This is a genomic window from Bacillus sp. SM2101, from assembly GCF_018588585.1.
In the GTDB taxonomy this organism is placed as follows: Bacteria; Bacillota; Bacilli; order Bacillales; family SM2101; genus Nanhaiella; species Nanhaiella sioensis.
Genome location: NZ_JAEUFG010000007.1, coordinates 134,562 through 158,560, shown reverse-complemented (window position 1 = coordinate 158,560; position 23,999 = coordinate 134,562). Strand labels below are relative to the sequence as shown.

16 protein-coding genes are annotated in these 23,999 nt (G+C 32.8%); 13 read left to right on the top strand and 3 right to left on the bottom strand.

Annotation, left to right across the window (positions count from 1 at the left end; genetic code table 11):
* Nucleotides 1–8 precede the first annotated feature (8 nt).
* The 4 genes from JM172_RS08865 (at nucleotide 9) to JM172_RS08850 (ending at nucleotide 6,973) form a co-directional block, all read left to right on the top strand.
* The gene (locus JM172_RS08865; protein ID WP_214481828.1) at nucleotides 9–1,931 is read left to right on the top strand and encodes a vWA domain-containing protein; all 1,923 of its coding nucleotides are present in this window, start codon (nucleotides 9–11) and stop codon (nucleotides 1,929–1,931) included.
* A 246-nt stretch (nucleotides 1,932–2,177) separates the two neighbouring features.
* A complete protein-coding gene (locus JM172_RS08860) occupies nucleotides 2,178–2,408 on the top strand; it encodes an excisionase family DNA-binding protein (protein ID WP_214481827.1) in 231 nt (76 codons plus the stop codon).
* A gap of 674 nt (nucleotides 2,409–3,082) precedes the next feature.
* Complete coding sequence (locus JM172_RS08855; RefSeq protein ID WP_214481826.1) at nucleotides 3,083–3,655, top strand: TetR/AcrR family transcriptional regulator; 573 nt, start codon at nucleotides 3,083–3,085, stop codon at nucleotides 3,653–3,655.
* 297 nt (nucleotides 3,656–3,952) lie between these two features.
* A complete protein-coding gene (locus JM172_RS08850) occupies nucleotides 3,953–6,973 on the top strand; it encodes an efflux RND transporter permease subunit (RefSeq protein WP_214481825.1) in 3,021 nt (1,006 codons plus the stop codon).
* Between the two features lie 207 nt (nucleotides 6,974–7,180).
* On the opposite strand, the gene JM172_RS08845 is transcribed toward JM172_RS08850, so the two are convergent.
* Nucleotides 7,181–7,477, bottom strand: a complete 297-nt coding sequence (locus tag JM172_RS08845; protein WP_214481824.1) for a hypothetical protein — start codon at nucleotides 7,475–7,477, stop codon at nucleotides 7,181–7,183.
* A gap of 180 nt (nucleotides 7,478–7,657) precedes the next feature.
* Complete coding sequence (locus tag JM172_RS08840; protein ID WP_214481823.1) at nucleotides 7,658–7,933, bottom strand: hypothetical protein; 276 nt, start codon at nucleotides 7,931–7,933, stop codon at nucleotides 7,658–7,660.
* 221 nt (nucleotides 7,934–8,154) lie between these two features.
* On the opposite strand from JM172_RS08840, the gene JM172_RS08835 reads away from it, so the two are divergent.
* The 6 genes from JM172_RS08835 to JM172_RS08810 all read left to right on the top strand — a co-directional run bounded on the left by JM172_RS08835 (nucleotide 8,155) and on the right by JM172_RS08810 (nucleotide 14,952).
* A complete protein-coding gene (locus JM172_RS08835; protein WP_214481822.1) occupies nucleotides 8,155–8,700 on the top strand; it encodes a GNAT family N-acetyltransferase in 546 nt (181 codons plus the stop codon).
* Between the two features lie 59 nt (nucleotides 8,701–8,759).
* Entirely contained in the window at nucleotides 8,760–9,152 is a 393-nt protein-coding gene (locus JM172_RS08830) for a RidA family protein (RefSeq protein WP_214481821.1), read from the top strand.
* A gap of 856 nt (nucleotides 9,153–10,008) precedes the next feature.
* On the top strand, nucleotides 10,009–11,520 hold the full coding sequence (locus JM172_RS08825; RefSeq protein ID WP_214481820.1) for a right-handed parallel beta-helix repeat-containing protein: 1,512 nt from the start codon (nucleotides 10,009–10,011) through the stop codon (nucleotides 11,518–11,520).
* 712 nt (nucleotides 11,521–12,232) lie between these two features.
* The gene (locus JM172_RS08820; RefSeq protein WP_214481819.1) at nucleotides 12,233–12,640 is read left to right on the top strand and encodes a VOC family protein; all 408 of its coding nucleotides are present in this window, start codon (nucleotides 12,233–12,235) and stop codon (nucleotides 12,638–12,640) included.
* 94 nt (nucleotides 12,641–12,734) lie between these two features.
* Nucleotides 12,735–13,127, top strand: coding sequence for a VOC family protein (locus JM172_RS08815; protein WP_214481818.1), 393 nt, complete (start codon nucleotides 12,735–12,737; stop codon nucleotides 13,125–13,127).
* Nucleotides 13,128–13,305: 178 nt separating this feature from the next.
* Complete coding sequence (locus JM172_RS08810; protein ID WP_214481817.1) at nucleotides 13,306–14,952, top strand: glycosyl hydrolase family 18 protein; 1,647 nt, start codon at nucleotides 13,306–13,308, stop codon at nucleotides 14,950–14,952.
* A gap of 807 nt (nucleotides 14,953–15,759) precedes the next feature.
* Here JM172_RS08810 and JM172_RS08805 read toward each other — a convergent pair.
* Nucleotides 15,760–16,563, bottom strand: a complete 804-nt coding sequence (locus JM172_RS08805) for a S16 family serine protease (RefSeq protein WP_250886583.1) — start codon at nucleotides 16,561–16,563, stop codon at nucleotides 15,760–15,762.
* A gap of 1,072 nt (nucleotides 16,564–17,635) precedes the next feature.
* On the opposite strand from JM172_RS08805, the gene JM172_RS08800 reads away from it, so the two are divergent.
* From JM172_RS08800 to JM172_RS08790, 3 genes are all read left to right on the top strand, one after another.
* Entirely contained in the window at nucleotides 17,636–18,073 is a 438-nt protein-coding gene (locus tag JM172_RS08800) for a MarR family winged helix-turn-helix transcriptional regulator (protein WP_214481815.1), read from the top strand.
* Nucleotides 18,074–18,089: 16 nt separating this feature from the next.
* Nucleotides 18,090–21,209, top strand: a complete 3,120-nt coding sequence (locus tag JM172_RS08795) for an MMPL family transporter (protein ID WP_214481814.1) — start codon at nucleotides 18,090–18,092, stop codon at nucleotides 21,207–21,209.
* Between the two features lie 590 nt (nucleotides 21,210–21,799).
* Nucleotides 21,800–23,821 (top strand): sigma-54 interaction domain-containing protein, encoded by a 2,022-nt coding sequence (locus JM172_RS08790; RefSeq protein WP_214481813.1) that lies wholly within the window; start codon nucleotides 21,800–21,802, stop codon nucleotides 23,819–23,821.
* The last annotated feature ends 178 nt before the right edge of the window (nucleotides 23,822–23,999 follow it).

The following is a 23,999-nucleotide window of genomic DNA, read 5'->3' as shown; positions in this document are numbered from 1 at the left end:
AACTATTAATGAAGCCGATACAATTTAACGATAAAAAGATTGATTCTTTCTTATTTATGGAGTTATCTGACCTTGCTAAAGCACTCACAAAAAACGAAGAGGTCGAGGTAGAGTTTGGCTTTCGTTCATATTACGATGTCATTCAACAAAAAGCATATGTTAGTCATTTTTGGGATCTTCGAGAGCGTAAAGAAATGATAGCTGGGTTAAAGAGTGAAGTATATTTACGTTGTATTGGTAATATAAACCATACTAATATGCTGGAATATAAAGCTTTTGTCAGGAAGATAAAATCTGCAAATCTTACAAGCTTTGCAAAGCAATTATTTATGCTTCTTGAGGATATACGTTTAGAAGGAATTTGTATCCGACAAAGACCAGGTACGAAAAAGGCATTTGTCAAAAGAAGAGAAGTTTATAGAAAGTATTTTGAAGATCAACTTAAAGTCAATATTGTAAAAAGCGTATATACAGATGCACTATTTAATGCAATTTATTTACTCATTACATCCGAGTCACCGTTAGAAGAAATTCCAACTATTAATCAGAGCGTGGATTTAATCATTCCGTTTCTTCAAAGAGAGCTGCCAAATATATATGAAGCATCAAATACTGAAGATACTACAAAAATATGTTGGACAATCATAGAAGTTTTGGATGAAGTATTAACAGCTGATATGTTAAACATTTACTTCTTGTTGCCAGAAACGGTGTTGCTAGAAATTGATAATGGGCAAACATTCAGTGACTTAAAACGTAAAGATAAATTGAAGAATGACGACATGTTGACAAAAAATCACGATGATGAAGACAAGCATGAAGATGCACTCCCGACATGGCATCGAGAAACAGAAACGACAACAAAGAGCTTTTTGCAATTTGATCTAGAGCAAGGAACAAAGACAGATCTTATCGGACAAGGTGTAAGGAAAGGTGAAAGTGGAGACCAAGCGATGGGTATCGTGCAAGGTAGCTCGCAGCAAAGCTCTCAAAGTGATTTTTCGCAAATGGAATTAATGGAAGGGGATCACGAGGAGAAAAACGTTGGAGGGGATTCCCCGTATGGTAAAGAAAATAGGTATGCTGTCGCTCATCAAGTGGATATTCTGAGTCCTTCAGCAAATGATATAGCTTTATATAGAGACTATAAAACTTTAGTAACACCCTACCAAAAAAAGCTAACACAAACAATTAAAAAAACTGTTGAAGCAAAAAAGATTTTGCCAAAAAATGATTTGCATTTTGGCCGCTTGAATCGAAAACTAACTAAGCTATTAACTGATGATCGTCCACGAATGTTTTATAAAAAAACGAATCCTTCTACACAATTGGACGCTGTTTTTTCATTATTAGTTGATTGTTCCGCATCAATGTTTGATAAGATGGATCACACAAAGAGTGGGATAACATTGTTTCATGAAACGTTGAAGACTCTTTTCATTCCACACCAAATTGTAGGTTTTTGGGAAGACACAGCGGACGCTACAGAAACTAATCAGCCGAACTATTTTCAAACAGTCATCGATTTTCAATCTTCTTTAAGAAAAACGAGTGGTTTTGAAATAATGCAGCTTCAAGCGCAAGAAGACAATCGTGACGGCTTTGCTATACGGTATATTACTAAGCAGCTACTACAAAGAATAGAAAATCAAAAGTTTTTACTTGTTTTTTCAGATGGTGAGCCAGCGGCCTTTGGCTACGATCAAAATGGTATAGTTGACACGCATGAAGCTGTTCTATACGCAAGAAAAAACAATATAGAAGTGATTAACATTTTTCTGGCAAATGGAGAAATTAGTGAAGGTCAAAGGAGTACCTTCGAGAATATATATGGGAAGTTCAGTATCGTTGTAGAAAATCTTGAAGAGTTATCTGATGTACTATTCCCATTATTAAAGAAGCTATTACTAAAAACGATTCATACTGATTAATAATATGGAATCAGGTAAGATAAACTTACCTGGTTCTTTCCATCAAAATCATGTGTAGATATACGTAGGTTAGTGGTATATTTAGTCATTGGAAAATGAATGTGAAAAAATAAGGTTTTTTTCGTAAAATTTGTTAGTATTTGAATAGTATAATAGTGGTGTTGAGCGCAGGCACTGAATTATTGAAAGTAGATCCAGTTACAATAAAAATATGCTATAACAGCCAATTAAAAGGAATTGATAACAATGTATCTCACAATAAAGGAACTTGCAGATTATTTATCCATATCTGAAGCAGCTATTGAAGATTTAATACTACATAAAAAAATTCGGGCTGTATTTGATGGTGATCAGTATTTAGTTAATAAAGATCAGTTTACGACACATATGGAACAAATAGAAAAATATAAGCAACTAATAGATGAGATACTTCAAGAACCTATCCCAGAGGATATAGATGTGAGGGATGAAGATTGATTGACAATGCGGTACTTCTCACTGCTCAGCTAACGCATGGGATGAAGCCTCTAAGTTCGACAATGGAGCTAGCCTTTTGTATCCCTAAATGTTACTTGCCATCGTACCTCTTGTAGATGTCAAATAAAGGGAGTTTAGTCTGTACGGTAACTATATTCCAAGCAGATGGGAATATTGGCTTTCGCATAGGTTTGTCCACTCAACTCTATACAATTGTCAGAGAACGAGTAATAATTAATAAGGATTTCATAACATATTTTGGCTATCGTTAAACCGAATTAATTATTCCTCGTTGAGCTACGCCATTCACACGGTTAATTTAGTAATGCTTTATGTATTGTAAGGTTTCAATTCTCCACTCAAGTGGTACTGACTTTAACTAAAATTCTTTGAACGACATCAAAGCTTTTACATCCTCATTTATGTAAATTGTTTAAGAGGAATTGTTTTCTACTCAAAAATAAGATACGATAAATGCAAAAAATAACAGTTAAGACTTATATATTAGCTTAAATAAAGGTGTTTTCGCATGTTGTTTTGCGTATTAAAAAATAAGCACATACAAAAATAGAGGTTTGGTAACACAACTGCAACAAAGTTTATGAAAAGAGCCTTAATAAAAGGTATAACAATTTGTAATTAAACTGTAGCTCTACGGAATGAAGGTGAACTTCATGGGAAGAAAGAAAAGAATAGAAAAAAAAGATCTTTTTGAATCAACTCGTAAATTACTTATTGAAAAAGGGTACGAAGGTTTTCATTTTAAAGCACTTGCTGAACAACTTAGTGTAGGTAGAAGTACCATTTATGAATACTATGCTAATAAAGATGAGCTTATTTTTCATTACATAAAGCACGTTTCAGATAAAATTTATGGTGAATGTAAAAAGATGTTAGAGCATACTGATCCTTTAGTACAGCTTCAAGAATTGCTTACTATTTTTCTTAAGCACGGGGAAACGATTCACGAAATGATCCAAGTATATAAACATATGAAGGCGTCATCAAATCATCATGATGAAAAAATGGATGTACTTGAAAAAGAAAATGAGCGTTTCTTTGAGATATTAGTTGATGTGATAAAATGTGGGCAACGAGGGTTTGTTATCCGCAATGATTTGCAAGCGCATAGCATAGCCAGTGTCTTTTTTAGTTCTATTTTGATCCCAAATACTTTAAATATGGATATTGACCAATGGAGTGAAACATTATTTACTTTATTTTTTGATGGCATTAAGGCCAAATAGTTGACACTTCTGTCGGGAATATGTGATAATAACTCTGATTAAGGATTTTTTTTGGACGTATTCGACACATGTGTCGAAAAAAGGGGAGTGATGGACTTAAAAGTTATTTTTGCTATATAACTAAGCTATGATTTAAGAGATTAATAATTTTTTAGTCAAACAGTTTGAAAACTTATAACCGATGCAAACCGTGATTATGATAAACATAACTTCTGACATTACATTATGCATGCTTACAGCTTATGGAAAAAAGAGTGTTAAAAAATATAATATTAAACGAACAGAAAGGACATGACGATGACTTTTTTAACAAAATTTAGCTTGAAAAATGCCGTTGCTGTTTTTATTATATCTTTTCTTTTATTATTTGCAGGTGCATATTCTTTTACTACGTTAAAGCTTGATTTGTTGCCTGATATTGAATTTCCACAAATATCTGTTGAAGTAATATATCCTGGTGCTTCGCCTGAGGATATGGATGAGTTAGTGACAAGTAAACTGGAAGATAAATTTAAAACGATCGAAGGTGTGAAAAGAGTCCAAAGCTCGTCATTTGAAAGTGTAGCCATTTTAAATTTAGAATTTCCATTTAATGCAGAGATGGACGATATTGAAGCACAAGTTAATAACTATATGAAGGAAACTATACTCCCTGAAGAAGCCATTACGACTGTGAACCGTTTTTCATTTGGTTCATTACCTATTTACAACATTTCACTATTTGCTAAAAACAATAATGACTTGCAGGAATTATTAGAGGCAGAAATTTTACAAGAACTTAATAAAATTCCAGGCATAAATAGTGTTAGCGTTGGCGGTTTGCAAGAAGAACTTGTACAAATTACAGTAGATCGAGAAGAAGCCCAGCGTGCGGGTTTAAGTCTTGCACAAATAAAGGAGCAAATAAACGGAAAATACTTGTCGTTTCCTGCAGGTAATATTAAAGCAGATGATATACAGATCCCCATACGTATTAAAGAGGGCTTACAATCAGTTCAAGAATTAGAGAATCTTATTGTTTCATCGCCATTCGCACAAGACGGTAAACTTCTCTATTTGAAAGATATAGCGACAATAGATTCGGTTATAGAACAATCAGAATTAACAAGATATAACTTAAATGATTCACTTTCCTTAGCGGTTATTAAAAAACAAGATGCAAATACTGTTGAAGTAGCTGAAGAAGTGTTAACTGTGTTGGATAAATATTCAAATGAACTAGATTATGCGATAGGCTTAGACTCTGCTGAAGGTATTGAAAAATCAGTTGAAACATTAGTACGAGAAGGTTTATTAGGAGCACTGTTTGCATCAGTAGCAGTATTGCTGTTTCTTCGAAATGTAAGAGCAACGATTATAGCAATTATCTCCATACCATTATCACTACTTGTGTCTTCAATATTTCTAGCTCAAATGGATATTACGTTAAATGTTATGACGCTTGGAGGAATGGCGGTAGCAGTAGGAAGAGTAGTAGATGATAGTATCGTAGTTATAGAAAATATATTTAGAAGAGTAAGGAAATCAAAGTCGAGTATAACAGACGACATTATTCAAGATTCAACGAAAGAAATATTAAAAGCTATCACATCTTCTACGCTAACGACTGTTGTAGTGTTTTTACCCCTCGGCTTTGTTGGGGGGATAACAGGAGAATTTTTTCTACCGTTTGCTTTAACAATTGTGTTTTCATTATTAACATCGTTGCTTGTAGCTATAACTATTGTACCTATATTAGCAAAATTTTCTTTCAAAAAAATACCCGAAGAAGAAAAAGAGGGTGTCTTACAGAGGTTTTATGGTAAAACAATCTCTTGGTCATTGAATCATAAAGCGCTTGTGTTAGTAGTTTCGCTCCTCTTACTCGTTGGTTCGGGATTCTTAGTTCAATCCTTAGGATTTACATTTATCCCTAATGAAGAAGAAAAGACACTAGTTGCGAGTGTCGAGCTCCCATCCTCTACATCATTAGATAAAGCGAATGATGTATCTTTGCAAATTGAAAAAATGTATATAGATCAATCAGAAATCAATGAGGTTACAGCTGGTGTAGGTAGCCGCGATTTTCGTACCGGATTAAAAAAACAAAATCAGGCTAGTTATTTTCTTACGTTGAATGAAGATGTAAATACTGCTTCATTAGTGAAAAAATTAGAAGGGAAAATGGAACAAATCGTTGATGATAATGCTCCTGGAACAAAGATCGGTATTCAAGAGCTTGAAACAGGAGGACCACCTACGAATAATAACGTCAATATCGATTTGTATTCAAATAATTTAGAAAAACTTCAAGAAGCATCAATATTAGTGGAAGACTATTTGCTAAATCACCCCTCTTTGAAATATGTAACGAACAACTTTGAAGATAAGCAAAAGCAAGTTGTTGTAAATATATATTCGGATAAAGCACAGCAATACGATGTATCAGGTTTTCAAATTCTAGGGACGGTTGTTGATCAAACAAAGCCAGTTTCCCTCGGTAATCTTGCTTTTGAAGAGAAAAATCATCGTGTTCAGTTATCATATAACGATGACATCACCTCGCTCGAGCAATTAAAGAATACACAAATTTTTACTGCACAAGGACCTATTGCTATAAAAGAGCTTGCAGAGGTTAAAAAAATTGAAACGTTTACGTCGATTCAAAAATTAGATGGAAAAGTATTTGCACGTATCTCAGCTCAAATTGATTCAGAAAATATTCAACAGATTACACAGGAGGTTATCGTAGGAGTTGAAAGAGATGTAGTTCTTCCGGAAGATGTGTCTTTTGAAGGCGGCGGAGGTAGTGATGAGACTGTTGAGACATTCCAACAACTAGGGATGGCTATGATTTTTGCAATTGGACTCGTATACATCACCATGCTGATCACTTTCGGTAAAGCTCGAATTCCATTTATCATCCTATCTTCACTTATATTTGTACCGATCGGATCATTTGTTGGATTGTCAATTGCACGTGAACCACTATCTGTAAGTGTGATGATTGGATTTTTAATGTTAATTGGTATCGTCACGACAAATGCGATTGTTCTTGTTGACAGAATTGGCCAAAATCGTGAAGAAAAAGGGTTTACTATACGACAGTCAATAGTTGAAGCCGGTAAAACAAGGCTACGCCCGATATTAATGACCGCATTTGCGACGATCGCTGCGCTGTTGCCTTTAGCATTTACAACATCATCTGGGACACTAATTTCTAAGGGCTTGGCAATTACAGTAATTGGGGGACTTACTTCGTCTACGCTGTTAACATTAATCATTATTCCTGTAGTCTATGAACTCTTTTTTATCAGCCAAGTGAAAAAGGAAAGATAAAAAAAATATATTTTTAACATGACAAAGGCACATGTATTTTAACATGTGCCTTTTAAATTATTTTTGATTAAAATAATCTACTATAGCATGATAAATTTCGAAGCCCTGATAAGAAAATAGCGTGATTGCAGTAGCAGAGAAAAATCCCATCATAATTAATTTAATCCATGTCATCTTCATGCTCCCCCTTGTTATCGAAATATTATTTTAAAGGAGGGCTTTATCCACATAATTTGACTGGAAAAAGACGGCAATCATTGAGGATAGGCGTTTTATTAAGTTAATATAATGAGAATGTAATATTAATATGTTTAATATGATGAAGCAGACTACTATTAACGGTGGTACCCACATATCCAATTGATTATTATTATCTAATGGCATGAATGATTCTAAGTGGGAGGTCCCAATATTAGATGTCTCTTCAATTGCAATAATATGAGTATCATCTTGTATATTTAAACCGAAAAGAAGACTGTTTAGTAATAGAATTAAAATTAGCATATATTTTTTCATTGCTTTCACATCTCTTCGCAGTTGTGTAATGTAATAACTATAAACGATAATCAATATTTTTAAAAGACTGATTTTGCATTGACGGAAAATAAGGCTAGTCCTTTACACAAGCTATGGAAAATAAAGATTGGAAAAATGTAAGATGGAGAAAGAAAATTCAATAGAACGCTAACGAAAAGAGCCTTTAACGAAAAAGTGAACAAAATGAGCAACAAGCAAAATCAAGCTATTAAAAAGTAATAAGTATAATAAAGCAGCAACAACATATCCAAGTCCTTCATTATGTAGAAGCATGGCCAGTTGCAAACCTATAAAGAAGTATAGAAAAGGAATAACTAGCATAATCAAACATAATTTTAAGTTTGAATTATTATTTTTAATATTTTTTACAAAGAAATACCAACTTCCTATAATGATTATTATAGCTGAGGTGTATATAATCAACCCATTTCACTCCTTTATTAATGATTCATCACTCATTTTTAAAATTTTCGTTTATTAGATGAAATTTTTGCTAAAATGTTACTTTAACTATATATAATTTTTCTAATTTTCACTAAGTCAATGGATAGTAGCAAAATATGTAGAAAACTAGATGGCTAATATTCATAATTTAGTTTCAGCATAAGAGGGAAGAAGATTTAAAACATACAAGGGAGTATACCATGATTATTAGTAACCAAGAATTTTGTGAAAAGGGCCTACACTATACGATTAGATCAGCAGTCGTTCAAGATGCACGAGAGTTGTCCGAATTAAGACTACAGATTGATGGAGAAACAGAGAATTTGGATAGGGAAAAAGGTGAGGCATTTATTGATTCCTCAGGATTTGAAGGGATCATAAAAACTGATAGTGAAAAAGAAAGAAATCTATTTTTAGTTGCTGAAACTCGTAATCAGATTGTAGGATTTGCAAGATGTGAAGGTGTTTATTTAAGAAGGTTCGCTCATAAAGTAGAGTTCGGTGTCGGTGTATTAAAAGATTTCTGGGGACATAGTATAGGAAAAAATTTATTAAAAGAATCAATTAAGTGGGCTGATGCAAATAGCATTAAAAAAATGACATTGAATGTCTTAGAATATAACGAGAAAGCAGTTTATCTATATAAAAAGCTCGGTTTTGAAGTTGAGGGAGTATTAAAAAATGATAAAATGCTATCAGATGGTAAGTACTACAATACTATTGTTATGGGAAGGTTTAAAATATGATTTAACACCATAGTTATCTATCATATGATACTATTGTAAAATTGGGAGGTAGAGCGTGAATGAGTGAGAGAAAAAAGGTCTTGACTGGGTCACCTTGGGAATCAACTGTGGGTTATTCAAGGGGGATTCGTGTGGGTGATCAAATAGAAATAGCAGGAACGACTTCTATGAAAAATGGTCTAGTTATAGGTGAGGGTGATGCTTATCAACAGACTGTTTGTATTTTGAAAATAATAGAAGAGACACTCCAAAATCTTGGTTCAACCATAAATGATGTTGTTAGAACAAGAATGTTTGTAACTGATATATCTAAATGGGAAGAAATAGGAAAAGCTCATGGAGAGATTTTCAAAGATATACAACCTGTTGCTACGATGGTTGAGGTCAACGCACTTATAGATCCAAGGTTATTAGTTGAAATAGAAGCTGAAGCGATCGTAGGTAATGAATAATTCAGCGTATTAATTAATAATACGTTGATATTTACCCAACTGTTGCATTTAACAATGTGTAGTTTTCATTGGTGGTATTTTTAATCAAGTGGAGTAGAGTCTCCACCTGATTTTTCAATATTAAAGTTAACTTGATGGAGTCACTTATGTTGTTAATTTAATACGTATATTATTAGGTTCATAGTATCTATTCTTGTTAACACATGAGTATTTTAAAAGATCCTACTTAATCTTATAATTAAAATGTTGTTCTATTATTAGAACTTTCCTCGTCCTCTCAAAGTCCTCTGGTTCCTTTATTATTACAATGACTTACCACCGTAGTAAGTTGTTAAGATATATGTTTTGCAACAACAGTTTAATTCTTTAAAAAGGTAGCATCATAAATCTTTCTCCATAAAAAAAATCAAAATCTCCCTCCTAGTTGAAAAACATACTTCGCTTTATATCGTGTAGTTACTATGACGGAATGATAGGAGAACTATATTCAAATTAATGGGATAAGACGTTGGACATATATTTATTGTTATTAATTATCAGAATTTTTCGGATACAGTACAAAATTTTTAGGATGGATTATATGAAGATATTTGTAAAAAGTTATTATGATCCATTCAATTGTATTTTTTCTTATGTTCAGCAGTTGAATTAAGTCTATCGATTTGGATTCTATCTATAGTAACAGATATTCCTTGTCTGTTACACGCCTTTTTGCAAAAACTAAAACACTCGTCTACACGTTTTTTCTATCCTCGCATAAGATGGTTAAGTGATAGAATCTCAGAAATATATTGATAATCTGAATTATCCTAACCTGCTTGCTTAAAGCAATGAAATAATGAAAGGATATGAAAACATGAACACACTTATCGTTCCAACAGATTTTAGTACGATTCAAGAAGCGGTTGACGCAGCAAAGCAAAGTGATATCATCAAGGTACTTGGAGCTGGTGGACCCTACGCTGGCGCGATGATTTCAACGAGCAATCTTTCCCTCAAAGGTGAAGGTAATCCTATAATAGAAGGTTCTGTTAATGGATTTCTACTTAACACTGTTTCGGATGTCTTAATTGAGGGTTTTACTGTCCAAAATAGTGTTCATGGTATAAATTTAATGTCAAGCAACAATAACACTATTATAAAAAATAATGTTCAAGATAATAGTGTTAGTGGTGTAAGCTTATTGGCTAGTGATTTCAATACTATTGGAAAGAATATTATTGATAATAATAATGTAGATGGAATAAATTTAGCGTTCAGTAACAACAACATCATTGAAAAGAATACTGTTCAAAATAATAGTGTTCAGGGTATATGGTTATCTTCTAGTAACAATAACACCCTTGAAAAAAATATCGCTCAAAAAAATAGTATTCATGGCATAACTTTAGCCTCCAGTAATGACAACACGCTTGAAAAAAATACCGCTCAAAGGAATAGTGTTAGTGGTGTAACTATAGCGTCTAGTAACAACAACATGCTTGAAAAAAATATCATTGAAAATAATAATCTTAACGGTATAACTTTAATGACTAGTAACAACAATACACTTGAAAAAAATACCGTTCAGAATAATTTTCTTAATGGCATAAATGTATTGGTTGGTAACAACAATACACTTGAAAAGAATACCGTTCAAAATAATGGTTCTGACGGAGTAGGGTTAGAACGTTCTGACTACAATATGCTCGAAAAGAACACCGTTCAAAACAATATTTTTGACGGGATAGAATTAGAAGGTTCCGACTACAATACGCTTGAAAAAAATACCGTTCAAAATAATGATTTTGACGGAATACAATTAGCAGGTTCTAATAACAATGCGCTTGAGAAAAATACGGTTCAGAACAATTTTTTTGATGGGATAGAATTAGAAGGTTCCGACAACAATTCCCTTGAAAAAAATACGGTTCAAAATAATGCTTTTGATGGTATAGAACTAGTAGGGTCTGATTACAATATGCTTGAAAAAAATACCGCTCAAAATAATGGCTTTGATGGGATTGAGGTAGAAGTTTCCCACGACAATACGCTTAAAAATAATACCATTCAAAATAATGAGTTTGATGGGATAGAGTTAGAAGTTTCTCACGATAATTCCCTTAAAAAAAATCTTGTTCAAAATAATGGATCTGATGGTATAGAATTAGAAGTTTCGGACAATAACACGCTTGAATCAAATACGATTTTAAAAAATAAGGTTAACGGAATTGATGTAGCATCAACTAGTGAACAAAATATTGTGATTAAAAATACTACCCTCGAAAATAAAAATATAGACCTTATCGTTGATCCAAATACGAACACTGTCGCAAACAATGTTTGTAATACGAGCGACCCCGCTGGACAATGTATGGGTGGCTGTTAACCTAGTTCTCAATTAAAGTGATATACCTGCTCATGACAATGAAAGCTAAGTGTAAGAACAGTCTGGTATTCTAGGGCAATTCTATTTAGTCAAAGGCCATTTAGAAGTATACAAACAAATATGTTAAAAAAAATTATTAACAATACTATATTGATCTTTAACAAACGCATTTATATAAATAAAAGGGTAAATTCAAATAAATGAGAAATTATCCTTTTTATTTTATAAAAAAATCGTTATACAACGACTATTGAGACTATGTAAATTTGCTAAACTATTTAAAGGATATTAAGTAAGCGATCAAATTGTATGACTTGTACAGTTTTATTTAAAATGTCTTTTTTTTACGTAATCATAAACATAATGAGAAAGCAGATATTGTTACAACTTTAGTCTACAACATTGTTCTTGTGAAGTATTAGTAATATTCATTTATTTACCATAAGAATATTATGTAAACAAAAATTTAACTGTTTTATTTAGTTATTACTTTAATACATACATTGAAAATGCTTATGCATTTATGTTGGTAATGTTTTGAGAAAGGAATCTAGTCACCTCATAAACAACTATTATCCTTTTTTATCAGAAGTTGTGAAGTACGAATATATTAATGGAATGATTCATACAAAATTTTCAAGTTTTAAAGAGGTTTTTCATCCTCCAGATAGAAATAAATATTCGTAAGATTATTATGAGGGAGGATGGTAAAATGAAGATAATACCATATTTATATTTTGCAGGGAATTGTGAACAAGCTTTAAACTATTATAAAGATGTTTTTGAAGGTGAAATTATATCTTTGCAACGTTTTCATGAAGCACCTGATATGCCAGTTACCGAAGAAAACAAAAACAAAGTGTTGCATGCACGTTTCCAGATGGGAGAGCAAACAGTTTATTTTTCAGATGGCCTAGATACCCAATCTATCGAGAAAGGAAACCAAGTGACATTAACGATCGAGTTTTCAAAAGTTGATCAAGTTGAAACTGTATATAGTAAATTAGCAGAACGAGGAGAAATAATTATGCCTCTTCAAGACATGTTTTGGGGAGCAAAGTATGGTAAAGTGGTAGATATGTTTGGTGTTTGTTGGGATTTAAATTGTCAATTATCATAACTTATAAGATGATAGACGTAAGGAATACTGTTGCATGTTAAAGCAGTAAGCATTAGTCTATCACAACGGTTTAATAGAAGGAGAAATAAAAGGAATGCACGTGCAAGGCTTTAATCATGTAACAATAAATATTAGTAACCTCACTAACTCTCTTAAGTTTTATGTTGAAGTTTTAGGAATGGAACTAGTTCACCAAGGGAAGAAAGATGCCTATTTAGAATGGGGAAGTGCGTGGATATGCTTACAGGAACGGGAGCAGTATCCAAACAAACTAGTTGAACAACTGAGTGTAGATCATGTTGCATTTTCAATTTCAGAAGATCATTTTGATGCTGCTGTTAACATATTAAATGATAACGAAGTAATAATTGTGAGAGGTCCAATAAAAAGAGGAACAGGGTGGGCAATTAACTTTCTTGACCCTGATGGAACACAGCTAGAGCTACATACTTCGACATTAGCTGATAGAATGAAAGTTTGGAAATAATTTAAAGAATGAAAGTTTCATTTTAGTTACATTTCTGCAACAATACATTTAAAATGTCCTTTTTTGTAGTATAGTAGAATATAAAGAAAACTGTCCTTCATTCCTAGATAATAGATTATAAAAATGAAGGCTTTTTTATTTTACGGGCAGAATACTTCTATGAGAAAGGTGTGCGGAAATGAAAAAAATAGGCTTAATGCTGCTTGTATCTGTCTTTTTACTTACTGGTGTCGTACAAGCAGAAGGGCGATTTAATATGTCATATTTGTATGGTGGTTCAAATGATAGTTATCTAGAATCGATAGAGAATACAAATGAACTATTAGATGTCGTCAGCCCTAACTACTTTAACTTAACAGATGATGGTGATCTAGCACTAGAAAACATTGATCCAAACTTTGTTAATCAGATTCATGATCAGAATCTTAAAATTGTTCCTTTTTTAAGTAATCATTGGGACTTTACTCAAGGCGAAAATGCTTTAAAGAATCGAGAACAATTATCTACTGACATTGCTAAAGCAATTGAAACTTATAATCTAGATGGAATTAATATTGATTTAGAAGGTCTAAATGAAACTGTTAGAGATATGATGACAGATTTTGTGAAACTCTTACGTTCAAAGCTTCCATCAGATAAGGAAATTGCAGTAGCAGTAGCATCTAATCCAAATGGGTCAACAGTTGGTTGGGCAGGACAATACGATTATGAAAAACTAGCAAACTATGCAGATTATTTAATGATAATGACCTACGATCAATCATATAGGGGAAGTAACCCGGGTCCTGTTGCAAGCATTTCATTTGTAGAAAAGTCAATCGAATCTGCACTTAATTTCAATGTTCCAGCAAATAAAATCGTGTTGGGTCTACCATTTTACGGACGTATTTGGAAATTAGAAGATTTGGATGATGAAGAAAAACCTAAAAGTGATAAAATCATAGGAGATGGGGTATCACTCACTAAAACGAACAAGTTATTTGAAACATATGATATAACGATAAGTTATTCGGATGAATATGAAACTCCTAAAGCTACCTTTGAAATAAAAGAAGGAGACGCTGAATTTCAATTAGCATCTTGGAAAGACCCCCTTGAGCCAGGCAAATATGAATTATGGTTCGAAAACGAACAATCATATAATGAGAAACTAAAGCTTGTAGATAAGTATAACTTGAAGGGTACAGGGAGCTGGAGTCTTGGCCAAGAAGATCCGTCATTTTGGACTTATTATGGTGAATGGCATCAAGGCAATGAGACAAGCGACAATCCGAAAAAAGAAACCGGATATTTCTCAGATGTACCAGCTGACTTTTGGGCGCTTGCTGATATCATTTTTGTAAAAGAAAAAGGTTGGATAAATGGGAAATCATCATCAATATTCGCACCTAATGACCATCTAACTCGGGCTCAAGCTGCTGCCATCTTAGTAAGAGCATTGGATTTACAGCCAACAAAAGAAGTTAGTCAAACATTCAATGATGTTTCTACTGAGCACTGGGCTTATAATGACATTGCAATTATTGCCCAACATAATATATTTAAAGGTAGTAATGGCAATTTTAACCCAAATGACGACATAACTAGGGAACAATTTGCTACAGTACTGTACCGAATACTTGGTAACGGGGATGTCTCAGAAGTACTACAAAATCCTTTTTCAGACGTAGATTCATCAAGGTGGTCGCATGATGCAATAGCGATTATGAAAGAAAGAGACATTTTTCAAGGTCGTGAAGACGGCTCGTTCGATCCATTAGGCAAAACGACTAGAGCACACACTGCTGCTTTGTTACATCGAATTGCAAATTTAATTGAACAATAATTCTTAAACAACAACTCAAAGCCGCGTTGCTTCTATATGCAGCCGGCTTTTTCATTTTTAACCGAATTAATTATAGCTTAATAGAACTATTACCATTATAACGAATGCTAAGGCCATCTTTACCTTCTATAAAGGGGATAATAGTCAAATGAATCAACTGCAGTTTCCAAAATTAAAGTGAATAAAAACAACAAAGATTACGACGAGAGGCTTATTTCCAAAATACCATCATATATATTAACCTATTCACTGCTAAAAATATGCACAATTATAACTAGAGTTTAAGATCTATATAAACAAATAATAATGTAAACATGAAACAAAGTTTGTTTGACCCTTCTATTGGAGGTCGACGAATATATCTCAGAAGCAACTAGTTTTAAGAGGGTTAACTAATTGGAGGAAGGCAACATAATGATGAATGAGTCTATAAGTTTTATTGACTAATGTTCAACCTGGATTGTTGTTCAACAAAAACAGGTTATAGTTTGTTGAAACTCTCAAAAAAACTTTATTTATCTTCCTCAAGCCAAATAAAGTATGTTGCAGGATGTTGGTCCTGTTTACTAACTAAATGGTTTTGAACAATTTGGCATTTATTTGCATATAGTGAAAAATAGTGTTTATAGTGCAATTTATCTCTTAAATTCACATCTATTTATTAACTAAAAAAACTATCCCAAAACGATGGTTTTTAGGATTCTTCCACTTTTAATAACTAAAAAGTCCCTACTCATTTAAAGCAAAGACTTTTTGATGTATAGGATGACCGAACCCAACCAAATATATATATTATTTCTTAATTAATTATTTACTCGTTAAATAATCATATGCCTCTTCAATCGTTTTAACTGAGATTAATTGGATGCTGTAATTATTTTCTTCAACTATTTTCTTCCCTTTATTCTCCATCGATTTTGGAATTATACAAAATTCATAACCGGATTTTGCTGCTGCCTCTATTTTAATTTCTAACCCATCTATACTACCTACCTCACCTTTGTTGTTTATAGTTCCTGTTCCTGCGATTTTTCGCCCTTTGATTAAGTCTTTATCTCCAAGTTGGTGTATCAATTCTAGAGTCATTATCATACCGTCAGAACCACCAGTTTCACCATCCTTCATTATTATAATATCTTCAGGAATTTCACGATTTAAGAATGAGCTCGCAAAGTTCATTCCCTCTTTATATCCATTTACTTTGCTTTCTTTACTTTTGTCAATTGCAGATGAAACAATGGACTTTGTAAGAGGTAATATTATGTTAATATCTGTATTAGTTTCCTTTGTTATTTGTTTAATTATTGTCAAATCTTTCTGCTTTACCCCTGGATATGTAAAAATAGTTAATTTACTAAAATGCGAGTCTTTCATTCTATATTCTTGTCTTATTTTACTTTCTAGGCTAGTTGCTTGCCCTTCAGTATATATATAATAATAAAAGGGTGAAGAAAACGACCAATATAGCACTAGATTACCTAACAAAATCCTCGTTAATATTTTATATTTTTTGTATGTTCTCTCTTCAAAAATGCTTTTAATTCCACTTAAAAGCAAATAGGCGCCAAACAAATATAATATTAAAGGTAATGCTTCAAAAAATTCTATCAAAACAACCATCTCCAAAAACATATGTTCTTAAATGCTATTATATACAATTATAGAATTATACATATGAAAAATCAATGAAACTTAATTAAGAAAAAGAGTGTTGAAGGGATTTAAACTTAATTTAAAGTAATTAAAAATTCAAAAAAAAATTATAGGTAAAGAATTAATGTCCTAAATAGCAATCCCCTTTTTTATACTGAAAAATGTATTAGAAAATATATTAATGTTCAAACGATTTGAAAAAATATTACCTTGTGGTAGCAGTGGCGTCGGCTTATGCTGGGGATTCAAGTCATCCATTGAAAGATACAAATGGTGGTTGGGGCAGGGATGTATTTCGGTGGCTGTGATGGTCAAATATTGCTTGGAATGGGAACTAGGTAGATAATACTGGAATGGAAGGTTGGAATTAATTTATCCCATGAGTTTACACTAAAAGACTGTAGCTTTAATGCTATGGTCTTTAATATTACAGTCAAAATGCTCCTATGTGTCGAATTTATAACTCATAACAACTTTGTATTAGGAGTCGATATGATGAGGTAGAATTTTATCGTTTACGAGCCATTACTAACTGCGAGAGAGACGACATAGTAATGACTGTTGAGTTAAATCACAACTTTATGAGATGTTAAAATGATTGTCGATTTAAAACCAGGTTGCAATATAACTCATAATAAATGTATTTCTATGGTTGAACACTGAACGAACAATTAATATCCAGCACTGAATGGAGATTTTTGATAAATACTTTTGAAAATTTAAAAGTGTAATGGAAGTTCTATATAAAAAGATGTTAACAAAATTAAAAGATATAAAGAACCTCGATTATATAAAACCAAGAGAAGTCCCTGCATGGTCGCTTCATAATAAATTGGAAAATAAGTGACTATTGATTTTAGTTCGAAATGTTTAGCCAGCTTAAGAAATAAACTTACCTCCTTTAGTTCACATCATTAGATTAACCTTATATATGATTTACGAAAAACTAAATTGACAAAACTGACTTCACAAATTATAGTTTAATTGTTGAATAGTTAAATAGTTGAACTATAAAGGGATGTGGCAATAGATGAACCAAGAAAAGTTAAAGAAAACGATAGAACGCTTTGAAATTGCATCATTTACCGTGTCGAAAAAGATTGGTGCTGAAATCAAAGAGCAAATTCAAGATGTCATTACGAGTGATCAACATTTAATTCTTCGTTACATTCATAAATTTGGACCTTGTATCTCTACAGAATTATCTGAAATTTTTAATGTTCAAAAAAGTGCTATAACAGCTATAATCAATCGACTAGTTGAAAAGGGGTATATTAAAAGGTCACGGGATGATCATGACCGTCGTGTCATATATTTGTCTACCACTGAGGAAGGAGAGAAGATTTATCAATATACAGAACAGAAAGTGAATAAAATAGTTGGTGCTTATTTAAGTAATTTTGATGATGAAGAAATTCATTCCTTTCTAAATACTTATGAAAAATTAATGTATTTAGTAAATAAATAAACTAGGGGGGAGAAATATGAAGTATGTTTTAAAAGGAAAGTGGATAGTTATACTAGCCTGGGTAGTGCTTGTAACGTCACTTATGCTATTGGCACCCAGCTTCGTTGATCTAGTTCGAGAAAAAGGGGAACTAACTATGCCTGAACAATACTCTTCAGGCTTAGCAAATAAAATTCTTGATGAGCAAGGTGTATCTGGTGAACAAATCGTCCTCGTATTTTATGACGAAAACACTCTTTCAACGGCTGATATAGCTGAAGCGGAAGTTGCAGTAAAAATATTGGATACAAAGAAGGAACAACTCGGCATCACTGAGATGCTCTCCCATTTTCACGAGCAAGAGTTAAAAGATCAATTTGTATCAGAAGATGGTAAAACAATATTAGTAACATTAACTGTTGACAGTATGAATCGTCAGCCTATAGAAATTAAAAATGATTTATATGACGTCATCAACCATATTAAGGTAGATCATTTTTATACAGGCTCCATGATCATAAACGAGGACGTGATTGTAAACTCTGAAGAAGGACTGAAAAAAACAGAGTTCATAACAGTCGGATTTATTTTGTTGGTGCTAATATTTGTTTTTAGATCACTCATTGCGCCATTTATTCCACTCGTCACAGTAGGGCTTACATATTTAGCATCTCAGTCAATCGTCGCATTCTTAATTGATGGTTTTAACTTCCCAGTTTCAACGTTTACGCAAATTTTTCTCGTTGCAATTCTGTTCGGGATCGGAACGGATTACTGTATTTTATTGTTAAGTAGATTTAAAGAGGAAATATCAAAGCATGAAGATGTCTCAGATGCCATAGTTGAAACGTATCGCACTGCTGGTAAAACTGTTATTTTCAGTGGGATAGCTGTAATGATTGGTTTTGCTTCTATTGGATTTTCAACATTTAAGCTATATCAATCTGCTTCAGCGGTTGCAGTTGGCATCGCGGTATTGCTTGTTGCATTATTTACTGTTGTTCCATTCTTTATGAGTCTATTAGGTGAAAAACTATTTTGGCCAGTGAAAAAATCAATTGAACATCGCGAAAGCAAACTTTGGGATAAAGCTGGACAGTTTACCTTCAAACGACCTATTATCGCTTTAGTTACAGTACTGGTCATTGTCACTCCATTTCTCATTTTTTATGAAAACAAACTTTCCTTTAACAACTTAGATGAATTAGGTGACGATTTCAATTCAGTGAAAGCCTTTCAAATTATTTCAGATAGCTTTGGACCTGGAGAATCTTTACCGACGACTATCGTCATTAAAAATGATGAGCCGATGGGCGATTTAGAATCAATTTCCATTATTGAAAAAATTAGTAGAGAAGTAGCTTCAGTAAATGGAGTAGCTTCAGTTAGAAGTATTACTAGACCAATTGGAAAGCCACTTGAAGAGTTATTCGTTCAAAATCAACTAGCGGAACTAAATGGTGGATTGGCGGAAGGCAATGACGGAATTCAGCTGATTAGTGAAGGTTTACAAGAAGCTAGCACCTTAATGTCACAAAATACACCTAAGTTGAGTGAAGCTACTGACGGTATTAGTGATTTGATTAACGGCACAAATGAATTGAAAAGTGGTGTAGCAGGGCTTGCAGAGGGCTTAAAATCAATTGAACAAGGAATGTGGGATAGTTCATACGGGGCAAGCCAATTAAAGGGTGGGCTAATGGAGTTACAGCATAATGCTCAAATATTAGCAAACTCACAATCTGAACTACTCAATGGATACAATGAGATTGCAAATGGACTAACTAGTTTTTCAGCAGGTTATGAAGAAATTGAAGTTAATCTAGAAAACCTTCAGTTAGCTTTAGCAAATGTGAGCAGCCAATTCTCAGATATAACAGAAAAATATCCTGATCTAGCGGAAGACCCACAATTTATAGCAATCACTAGTACAATTAATGAAGTTTATGGTGGTTTAACAGAGCTTGGTACAGGTTTACAACAATTAAATATCGAATTTATAAATGTTGTTGAAAGTGTTGAACTAGCAAATATAGGATTTGATGAAGCGATTAAAGGTCAAGAAGCATTGGCTGATGGGTTTGCAGGCTTCATTGACAATATCGGACAATTAGCTTCGGGTTTATCTGGGCTAGCAGCGGGGCAAGAGAGCATAATCGTTTCTCTTCCAGGTGTTAGTAGTGGAATCGAACAAATTGTTGTTGGTCAGCAGGAATTAAGGGACGGTTTTCAGGATCTAGGTGGTCAAATCACTCAGCTGACAGATGGTTTAGACCAAAGTGTTACTGGCTTAAATGAAGTTTATACGGGATTGGAGACGGCAACGGACTACCTAGCTGAATTGTCTGCTGCTCCTGATGAAGCTTTAACAGGTTGGTATTTACCAAATGATGTATTAGAAGATAATGATTTTAGTCGTGTATTTGAAACCTACATGTCGGCTGATCAAAAGACCGTTACTATTGATGTGATTTTTAATGAACACCCATACTCAGAGGCTGCGCTAAGCCAAATTGAATATATTGAGGAAGCAATATATCGAGGTATAAATGGTAGTAAATTAGAAAATGCAACGTTTGGCATAGGTGGAGAAACAGGTATTAATGCAGATTTGAAAAAAATGTCATCAGAAGACTTTTTGCGTACTGTCTGTATTATGATCATTGGCATCTTTATCATGCTAACGATTTTATTAAGATCATTAATTATGCCAATCTATATCATTTTATCATTAATATTAACATATTTTACTTCGGTAGCCTTTGCAGAAATTTTATTTGTGGATATATTAGGCTATGCAGGAGTAAGTTGGGCTGTACCATTTTTTGCCTTCGTTATGTTAGTTGCTTTAGGTGTAGATTATAGCATTTTCTTAATGGATAGATTTAATGAAAATAAATCTTTATCAGTAAAAGAAGCTATGCAGTATGCAATGAAAAATATGGGGACAGTAATTATTTCAGCTGCACTTATATTAGGAGGAACTTTTGCAGCTATGATACCTTCAGGGGTTCTTTCACTCATACAAATTGCAACGATATTGTTAGTCGGCTTATTATTATACGCATGTGTCGTATTACCATTATTCATTCCAGTGATGGTAAACACGTTTGGGACTGCCAACTGGTGGCCATTTAAAAAGGATAATAGTTTCTAGATGGGGCAGTTATAATGATAATTAACGCATTGCACAATTTATTAAAGGTACTTGTAAATATTCCAGACAGTTTATTTTACATCTCAAACAAATAATGAACATCCTTATTAATAAACAGAAGTATTTTGAAATATTGAGCCTGAGTTCAATTAGAGTTGAACTCAGGTTATGTTTTTTTAGTTCATTAATATATGTAAAATCAGTATCAGCTTGCACAAGCATATCCCTTCATCAATTATTTTGCCTTTTACGGCTATATTCATTTTTAAAAAGTTTTTCTCGTAAACTTTGTTGATCTTATTACTAATAATGGACATTAGGGTGAGTTATATGCAGGCAAACCAAATAATTGTATATGTAAAAAAGGTGTTATAACTGTTAGACATATACGTGTTTATATCTTAGAACGAATGCAACAAGAATGTCCTATAAGGATAATTACAAGTCTATATCCTTTTATTCTAGGAAACGTTTGTTTTGTTAGTATTCAAAATAAATAGGTCTTTTGGAAGCTTCATCCAACAAATCTGGTGGTATAATAATTATTAGCATAATATAAAAACAAAGGATTTACGATAGGATGTGCAAAAGTGGAGAAAGTAATAGTCATGAGCCTAGGTAGAGAAACAAATAAATATATTTGTAGACAAGTACGAGAAATAACTGGCCATCGTATTGAAGTAAAAGGGTATTGTATAGGCGATACGGTAGATGAGGATTTCTCAAATTGTATAGTTGTAAATTCGGTAGATTTACAAATAGATAATTTAAGATTGATCAAAATACCACAGCATGTAAAGCATATTTATGCAAAGCGAGTTATCAATCATCAATTTTTAAAAGAATTGATAGATATACCAGCTGGTACTGATGTATTACTAGTGAATGATCATAAGGACTCAAGTTTACACGTTATTAAACAATTAAAAAATTATGGTATCGATCACATCAATTACCATCCTTATTATCCAGGAATCAAACAATATAAACAATTAACACTAGCTATTACACCAGGTGAAACAAAATGGATTCCTGATTGCGTTAACAAAGTGATTGATATTGGAATAAGAAAATTAGACATAACAACAATTATAGAAATACTCCAAGAATTAAATTTACTGTCAGAAAGTAGTGAAGTGTTATCATCTGATTATGTAAGTGAAATAATAAAATTATCAAAAAAATTAACAAAAATTTCTGAAGAATCAGAGCAGATTAAAAATATGTTTCAAACGATAATAGATAATACGAACGATGGGATTATTTACTTAAATTCAAAGGGAGAAATATCTGTAGTAAATGAATTAATGCAATCAATTTTAGGAGAAGAAAAGGATATCATCTTAGGAAAAAGAATTGAGGAGGTATTGCCGAGTCTACATATATGGCAAGTTGAAGAGGTTGATAGAGAAATCATGAAAATAAGCGAAAGAGAGGTTGTAGTAAAAAAAGTTCCTGTCAAAAAGAATGCTTATATAGTTGGGTATTTAATCACTTTTGAAGATGTAATGGAGATCAAAAACATAGAATATGAGCTTAGACGACGTATGAGAAAAACAGATCATAATGCAACATATATATTTGAAGATATTATTGGAAATAGTGATATGATCGTAAAGAATATTAATTTAGCAAAAAGATTGTCATTAAGTAGCTCAACTGTGTTAATACAAGGAGAAAGTGGAACTGGAAAGGAATTTTTTGCCCAATCTATACATAATTTCTCAAAGCGTAAAAAAGGCCCTTTTGTCGCAGTGAATTTTGCAGCATTACCTGTAAATTTGTTAGAAAGTGAATTGTTTGGGTATGAAGAAGGGGCTTTTACTGGTGCTGTTAAAGGTGGAAAGGTTGGACTTTTTGAGCTTGCTCACGGTGGATCGATCTTTCTTGATGAGATTGGAGATACTCCGCTAGAGTTGCAATCTAGATTATTAAGAGTGTTACAGGAGAAAGACGTTCGAAGAGTAGGTGGTTCAAAGCGGATTCCAATTGATGTTAGAGTAATCGCAGCAACAAACAAAGACTTAAAAGAAGAAGTAGCAAAGGGAAAGTTCCGACAAGATTTATTTTACCGAATAAATGTATTACCGTTGTACTCTCCAAGTTTAAGAGAGCGTAGAGAAGATATTCCTCTCTTATTAGCGCATTATTTAAAACGTTTTTCAAATGGGAAAAATATTCCACTAGATTGTTTTTTTGACGACGAAACGATTAGCTATTTAGTAGGTTATCATTGGCCAGGGAATGTCAGAGAATTAGTTAATGTTATTGAATATTTAGTAAACATTAAAAATCCATCTATAAGAATACAAGTTACAGACTTACCAGGGTATGTTTTGTCTGAAAGATTTGACGATTTATGTACAGAGAACGATCGTTTTATCGATGAAGACATGTTATGGCTGCTAAATAAAATTAATGAGCGTAATGGGATTGGCAGAAGAGCTCTTACTGATTTAGCGAAAAGTGAAGGAATTGATCTAGGTGAAAGCAAGATTCGTAGATTACTGAAAAAGATGTATAATTTGGAGTTAATTCATAGTTATACGGGGATGAAAGGGACTGTCGTTACAGAAAAAGGTGTAGCAACATTGTCTAGCTTAAAACTATAAAACACGAAAAATAAAACAAAAATGGATAATGGGATTGATAACGGGACGTTTTTTTGTCCCGTTATTATTTTTCGACAATAAAAAAGCTGAAAAATCGGGGTTTTTCAGCTTTTTTAATTGGCATATTTTTTGCAAATAGTATAATTGATTAAATTTATAGAAAAAGAGAAAGTTGTAA